The organism is Verrucomicrobiota bacterium (genome assembly GCA_016871495.1).
Classification (GTDB): domain Bacteria; phylum Verrucomicrobiota; class Verrucomicrobiia; order Limisphaerales; family VHDF01; genus VHDF01.
Map to the genome: position 1 here is coordinate 1 of VHDF01000144.1, position 7102 is coordinate 7102.

At 60.4% G+C, this 7102-nt stretch carries 6 protein-coding genes; 2 read left to right on the forward strand and 4 right to left on the reverse strand.

Annotation, left to right across the window (positions count from 1 at the left end; translation table 11 throughout):
• Positions 1–1666, reverse strand: a 1666-nt coding sequence (locus tag FJ404_18880) for a hypothetical protein (GenBank protein MBM3824916.1), incomplete at its 3' end; no start/stop codon positions are given.
• A gap of 230 nt (positions 1667–1896) precedes the next feature.
• Between FJ404_18880 and FJ404_18885 the strand changes: the two genes are divergently transcribed.
• Entirely contained in the window at positions 1897–2223 is a 327-nt protein-coding gene (locus tag FJ404_18885) for a very short patch repair endonuclease (protein ID MBM3824917.1), read from the forward strand.
• A 282-nt stretch (positions 2224–2505) separates the two neighbouring features.
• Here the strand turns inward: FJ404_18885 and FJ404_18890 are convergent, their stop codons facing one another.
• The 3 genes from FJ404_18890 to FJ404_18900 all read right to left on the reverse strand — a co-directional run bounded on the left by FJ404_18890 (position 2506) and on the right by FJ404_18900 (position 6195).
• Positions 2506–2739 carry a DUF2024 family protein gene (locus FJ404_18890; protein ID MBM3824918.1) on the reverse strand — a complete coding sequence of 78 codons (234 nt, stop codon included), beginning with the start codon at positions 2737–2739 and terminating at the stop codon, positions 2506–2508.
• A 91-nt stretch (positions 2740–2830) separates the two neighbouring features.
• Positions 2831–4018: a VCBS repeat-containing protein gene (locus FJ404_18895; protein ID MBM3824919.1), complete on the reverse strand. Its 1188-nt coding sequence runs from the start codon at positions 4016–4018 to the stop codon at positions 2831–2833.
• A 176-nt stretch (positions 4019–4194) separates the two neighbouring features.
• Positions 4195–6195, reverse strand: coding sequence for a hypothetical protein (locus FJ404_18900; GenBank protein MBM3824920.1), 2001 nt, complete (start codon positions 6193–6195; stop codon positions 4195–4197).
• A 434-nt stretch (positions 6196–6629) separates the two neighbouring features.
• Here FJ404_18900 and FJ404_18905 point away from each other — a divergent pair.
• Positions 6630–7102: GxxExxY protein (locus FJ404_18905; GenBank protein MBM3824921.1), on the forward strand; the 473-nt coding region annotated here is incomplete at its 3' end.

A 7102-nucleotide genomic window follows, 5' to 3' on the forward strand; every position in this document is an offset into this window, starting at 1 on the left:
CCTCTTGATTGCCGAGCAAGTTCATCACACCGACGGGCAACTCCCGACCGTCGCCGGACTGACGGATGCGATGGGCGAGAATGCGCAGCCACTGCACGCGGAGATTCAGCGAAGTGGCGGAGTCTCCGGCTCGCGCGGAGAACCATTCGTCCATCGTGCGGTCCTGCGGCGTCAGCCGTCCGAGTGTCCACGCGGTCCAGGTTTCGCGTGCCTCATTGATCCCGCGAGTTCCCAACATCGAGAGGAGTTCGGCCTTCACGCTGGGGCCGCGGCGGACGAGTTCGTCCTGGGCGTCAATTCGCCACACTGGCAAGGGGCCGTCGAAGTCTTCGACCAGCTCGGACACCGTCCATTTCGCGAGTGGCTTGTCGCGCTTGGGCGTCTGCCAGCGCGCGGGCGGCGACGATTTTGAGACGACGCGGAACACGCGACCTTCGCTCGTCATCTGACCGTCCTTGTATTCCGCGCCGTAGCCGCTGCTCCATCCGAGAATCCACAGCGCGCCGTCGGGTCCGACTTGGAGGTCCGTTGGACGGAACAACGATTTACCGCCTTGCACGAAGGGCTCCCATTCGCCCGCTGGCCGGAGCAACGCGCCGTCCCAGCGTGGCCGCCACACGAACGTCGCCTTGCGCAGCCAGTCGTTGATGTAGAACACGCCGCGATGCGACGACGGAAACTGCGGTGAGTCGCCGTAGATAACCCCGGTGCCGGAGCCTTCGAACAACGGGCCGCTCACCGGCGCGGTCGGCGGATGCGCGTCGGTGCCCCAGTGCGCACTCCAAGGATGGTTCCATCCGAAGTTTGCGCCGAAGAACGGCATGAAGACGCGGTCGCCGGTGGTTTGATCGTTGTCCGTGCCCAGCCAGTTGAAGCCCGTGTCGAACGTGATGTCCCAGGGATTGCGCATACCGCGAGAGACGATCTCGAGATTCAGTCCGCCATCGTCGCAACGGAGCACGCCGCCCTGGACCCCCCAATCGTCCGCTGGATCGTGATAAGCCTTCTGATACTCGCCCTTCTTGAACGTGCGCGGCTCGGGAAAATCGGGTGAGCCGGTCGGCGCCGGCATTCCCCACAAGTCGCGAAACGGCTTTGGAGCGATGCGGCCCGGCTGGGTCAGCCCTTTCGAGTTGCCCTTACTCATGTAGAGCCTGCCATCGGGCGCCCAGTTCAAGCCGTGCAGACCGTGCTCCAGATTGCCGAGGTCGGTGTAGATAAGGACATACTCATCCGCCTCGTCGTCGCCATCGAGGTCTCGGACGACCGTGAGATCCGGCGCGTTGGCCACCCAGAGGTCGCGTCCGTGCCACGCGAGGCCCTGGATGGCATTGAACCCGGTCGCGAAGATCTTCGTGCGGTCCGCATTGCCATCGCCGTCGGTGTCGAGCACGAGCACGACGCTGTCGCCGGGCGTCTCGGGTTTGGGACTCCGATACTGCGGTCCCATGCCGACACAAAGGCGGCCCTTCGCATCGAACGCCATCGAGCACGGCTGGCGCACGAGCGGCTCGCGCGCGAAGAAGGAAACTTCGAATCCGGGCGGGACGGTGGGCAGCGCGTCGCGTTCAGCGCTCGGATCGACGAAGGCGGCGGTCGCCAGTTGGCAGCCCGCGCTCAGGAATGCGAGCCAGGCGGAAAGGCGAGTGATTGCGATGACGTTCATCGTTGGCAGAGTGAAGGTTTGTTATCGGTCATGCGAGACGATTCAACGCTTGGAACACCCGCACCTCTAGCATGAGGACGCCGGTGCGACGACCACTCTGCGATGGGAAAAACACGTTGGAATCCTCCAGCCATCCGCTACGTTCTCGGCGAATGATCCGTCGCGTCAGACAAATACACTCTCACCTACCACCTGTGGCAAAATCGCGGAGAATCTGCTTGAATGGTCGCGTGGCCGACGTGTTCAGCAAAAAGAAACGCTCGCAAGTGATGGCGGCAATCCGGTCAAAGGGCAACAAAGCCACCGAATTGAAACTGATTTCGGTCAGGCGCGCTCACGGAATCAAGGGTTGGCGTCGGCACCAACCGCTGCCCGGCAAGCCGGATTGCGTCTTCTGGCGGGAACGTGTCGCTCTGTTTGTGGACGGCTGTTTCTGGCACGGCTGCCCGCGGCACGGGCGAAGTCCAAACAGCAACCAAAACTACTGGCGCGAAAAGCTGGCTCGCAATCGCGCAAGGGTTTTGAGAGTCTGCCGGAAGCTACGCAAGAATCGTTGACGCCGAAGCCGAGAAGGGCAAAGCCTGCGTGGTGAAAGTGGTGATGACCGGCAGCGCGGAGGACGGCCCGAGTGGCAGAAGCACATCGGCATCAAGAAGCAGCGGCGGGATCTGGCGAACCCGTTCAAGGACGCCGAGAACCCCTTCAAGGTCGTTATCGTGCGCGACATGTGGCCGGGGCGGAGGAATGTCGAACTGACGACTCGACACCTCACGGCACGAACCGGGGACATCGGTGCCGGGACTTCGGCCTCAGTCGCAATTCTCGATCTCGAGGACGAATTAACCGTCCTGTCGGATGGACTGTTCCCACTCCGGACGGATAGTTTCAACATGACAGAAGCTGCATTCCCGCGAGGTCAGCGACTGCCCTGCCTGATCTTTGGTCTTCAGGTAGTTTCTGCCAAAGCCGTGGATCAGGCTGGCGTCCTTGAATTCTGCCGGGGCGATGATGTCGAAGTGCATGACCCTGCCATCGGTGCGAGTCACATAGGTATCCCAAACGGCGACCTTCATTTTTGGATTCGTTGAGTTGTTGGATTGGCGCTGGGCGACGAAATGGAAACGACGGTGAAAATCGAGTGCGAGATGGACATCGGATCTGTCCTCAGCGTTTGGTCCGGAGGTTCTCATACCAAACCACATTGCCGGAGCCGCGGCCGGCGTTCAGCAAATCAGTGTCGCCATCGCCGTCCATGTCCACGCCGCGCAGGTCGTAGCTCTCCTGGTTGTCGTCCAGCGTGTGGATGGTGAACCGGCCTTTGCCGTTGTTCTCATACCAGCGGACCCACTTGCTCTCGTAACCGCAGGATGCGGCATCCATGTCGCCGTCTCCGTCGTGATCGAACACAGTCAGGCTGTGAGGTTGGCGAATCTCGGTATCAATCTCATGGATCTTCCAGCCCGGGTTCTCAAACCACAGCAGCCCTTTGCTGTGCCCGCGGGAGGCCAGCCAATCCACCTTGCCATCGCCATTCACATCGCACGGCAGGATGTTGGTCGCCGCCTCCTGATTTTCCGCCAGAATGACCTTCTTCCACGGGCCTTTGACGCCGTTTCTTCCGGGATTCTTCCAGAAGGCAAACCAGTTGCCGTCGGAGAAGGGCCGTCCCTTGGCTCCCACGGCGATTTCCTTCCAACCGTCGCCATCAATGTCCCCGGCGCCCATGTAGTGACTGCCGCCGCGCGCGTCCTTGTCGGCGAAGATGTGACGATCCCACTTCGCTGCCGTCAGCGGCTGCTTCGGAATACTGAACCAGGCCATGGAGTCGCGGAGTCCTTTCTCAGGCTCGAAATTGTTGATGATGAGATCGTCCTTGCCGTCGTTGTCGATGTCCGCCCGGGTGATGCAATGAATGCCGACGATGTCCGGATCGATGATGCGTGGGGTCCAGACGCGTTTGCCCAAATGCTCACGGCCAGGGTTTTCCAGCCAGATCGGAGAGGCATGGGACAGGGTGCCCGCCCAATCCATGTCGCCATCCCCGTCCGCATCAATCGACTCGCTATGAATGGCGGCGTCGCCTCCATTGCCAGGGAAGCGGTGAATGACGATTTCCCGCCAGTCCGGCGCCAGGAACAGGCTGACGCGCCCATTGAGACTGGCGATGACGTCGAGCGCCTTGTCTCCGTTGGCATTGATGGCCACGGCGGTGTAGCAGTGGCCTTGCTGAGTGATGACGTGCTTTTTCCAGCCCGCTTTCTGTTCTTGAGCAGAGCAGATGCAAGCAAAGCTGGATGCGATCACCAGGGAGGCGGCGGTGAATTTGAAAGTGTGCCAGGTCGCGTGATTCATGGATGCGTAAATAGTCGATTCCGGCCCGGGTCGCACCTAAAAATCGTGAGAGAGGGCACCGTTTGCAGGACTGAGGTTCGTAGACAGCCAGGCTGAAGGGTTCGACCGCCCTTGGCCTGTCTGTATGGGTTGCGGCTCTGCTGCTCTGAGTGACGCGGCGCGGCTGGGAGTAACCATCAGTTTCTCGGAGCACGATGCGTGCTGTTGTCATGGTCGGATCGTTCAGCCCGTGAAGGCACAAGCCGCAATCCGCCATGATCCCGGACGACACCCAGCCGGGCATCGATGGCCACGTTCACAGGATCCGGGCCGGTCTGTCCGAGGCGACGGCGGATTTCTTTCCGCAGCCAGACATAGACGGAGTAGTCGGCATACGGCGTGTTTCCGTGCGGCACACCGGTGACGGTGTTGATGTCCTCGTTGAAAGCCGGATTTTTCACAAGCTCGAGTTTGATACGTTCGATCAGGCGCGCGTCCACTTCCGCCGCCGGCAGACCATGAACTCCCGCCAGCAGATAGTTGCCGGAATCGCAGAAAAACCAGGATCCGCCGAAGACGTAACTGCCGCTGTGCCCGGGCAGCAGCGAGCCGTCCGCTTTGGAAATGACCCGCAGGCCATAAGGGGATTTTACCTTTTCTGATGTGCGGTAATGCGCCAGGACCTGTTCGTCAGTGAGCACCTTCCGTCCGAAGACCGCATACGTCAGAGTCGCTCCGTAGAAGACATCCTGGCCGAGGATGTCCTGCTGTTTCATGCTGGTGGGCATGAAGCCGAGTTTGGTGTTGAACATGCGCTGATAAGCGGCGATGGCCCGCTGGATGTCTCCCTCGGAAACAGGCAGCCCAAGAACCTGGGCGGCCATCAGTGCACCGCAGTGAAAGCCCTGATTGCTCGCGGGCGCGTCGTCATCGTCGTAGGGCAGGAGATCCATGTAGGTCTTGAACCCTTTGGGAATCGGAGCATTGGCCATCGGCGGCGGAATGTAGGCGCCGTCTTTTTCGTGCTTCCGGATGAATTCGTAGGCTCGGGCTACCAGCGGCTCGTTCACCGCACCACCGGCCCGCCTGACGAGGGCGGCCCAGATCAGATAATACTGGGCATTCTCCTCGTAATTGATCCGGTTCCAGAAAACGGCACGCATCGCCTCAGCGGTCGCCTCGGGGTCGTCCAGGCCGAGAGCGGAGTAAATGCCTGTGCTCACCCACTGCTTCCAGCCGTAACTCATGCCGGAGATGAAGATGTATTTGCCGTCCCGCGGACGGTCATTCTCGTCGCGCATGAGATTCCGGCGCAGGAGATACAACGAAGTGTTGCGCAAGATCGCCTCGAGCCCGCTCGAGTTCCAGCCCTTGGCATTGGCCACTGCCAGGTGCATCGCCACTTGACGATCGTAATGCGTGCGCGCGGAACTCGCGAAGACCCACGTGGTGTAACGCCGCGTCTCCCCGGCCGCCAGCGACTGCCAGCCGCTCATTTGATACTGATACTCGTCGGTTGCGTCTTCGGTGTCTTTCCTTCCGGGTGCAAATTTCCTGATGACAATCGGGTGCGGATCGCTTCCGTCGCCGGTCAGGATCCCGATCCGCCGGTCAGGCTCGCCCGACACCAGCACATCACAGCGGTTCTCCCAGTACGCCGGGGCATCCGCGACGACGCCATAAACCCGGTCCGAGGTGTGGGCCATTGCCACCGGAAAAAGTTCCTTCTGCGGACGGGATCGCTCGGTTCCGAACACTGTCCGCTTTTTGACCGGTCCAGAAAAGGAGGACGCTTCGCTTTCGATCGCCAGATCGAGCGGAAAAGCCGCCGTGAACTGCAGCGCCTCACCCGCCGTGACCTCGAGTGTACGTTCCACCAGCGACGGAGTCTTTTGTACCAACCGCCATCGCAACGTCAGTGCGCCAACCTTCTCCGGTCCCAGTTCAATGACACCCTCACGCTCGGTCTTCGCGTGAAAGCGCACGGGCTTCCAATCTGCGCCGGGGAACTTCAGCTCGACACCCGCCGGGGCATCCTCAGTGGAACGACCGACGAGATTTTCGCCCGACCGATACTCGATCCGCTGAATGCCCTCCCTCTCGGAAACCAAGGGTCGAATTTCAACGACGTCTGCGCGGACCACAAGCGGCTCGAGCAGCAGCGCCGTGAGCGCTACAAGAGCGCGATTCACAGTCATCGGGTGAGTCATATTTGAAACCCTAGGAACGCCTGAACCGAATGGACAGGCAAAACCCGACGTCATTGTCGAATCACGTGGCGGACGGATATGAAACTCACCGCATTTCTCGTCTCGGTCGTTCCATCGGCAGAGACGGAATGCTAAATGCTCCATCGAAGTCGTGACTTTTCGGCACCCGCTGTGTTTAGCTGAGGGAGGACTGCGGGGAGTTGAGCGTGGCGGAAGTGGGAGGAATCGAACATAATCCGGAGGGCAAAACGGCATGAAACTCGCGGAGTTCCAGATTGAGGAATGGCGCCACGGCAGGGCGAAGTATGCGGAGGCTGAGAAAACGGACGAGACTCACGCGGAGGCGCGGAGAACGCGGAGGAAGTAGCGACGACCGATTCGCACACAAGGAACAGACCAGAATTTCTATTCCATTAACGTCAATGAACCAGCATCCAAACAAGAACTCCGCGCCTTCCACATCTCCGCGTGAGAATCCTCTTCCTCTCGATGACATCACTGGAGCGATTGTGGACGCGGCTCTCAAAATTCACATGGAACTGGGGCCGGGGTTGCTGGAGGCAGTTTATGAAGTGGTGCTGGCTCGGGCGTTGGAGAATCGGGGACTCCATGTCGAGCGTCAGAAGGTCATTCGGTTTGAGTACCATGGGATGGTTTTCGAGGAGGGTTTCCGCACTGACCTGCTCGTGGAAGGTCGCGTGGTCGTGGAGCTCAAGTCCGTGGAAAAACTCGCGCCCGTCCACAGCAAGCAAGTCCTGACTTATCTCCGCCTGATGAACCTCACCGTCGGCCTGCTCATCAACTTCGGAGCCGCGACGCTCAAAGAAGGGCTTCATCGCATCGTCAACGATCTCCCCATCTCCGCGTCTCCGCGCCTCCGCGTGAACCAATCCCA

Bases quoted from the DNA above. Each gene is read 5' to 3' on its own strand.
- FJ404_18890 (MBM3824918.1), bottom strand. From the start codon at position 2,739: ATGAAGGTCGCCGTTTGGGATACCTATGTGACTCGCACCGATGGCAGG.
- FJ404_18895 (MBM3824919.1), bottom strand. From the start codon at position 4,018: ATGAATCACGCGACCTGGCACACTTTCAAATTCACCGCCGCCTCCCTG.
- FJ404_18900 (MBM3824920.1), bottom strand. From the start codon at position 6,195: ATGACTGTGAATCGCGCTCTTGTAGCGCTCACGGCGCTGCTGCTCGAG.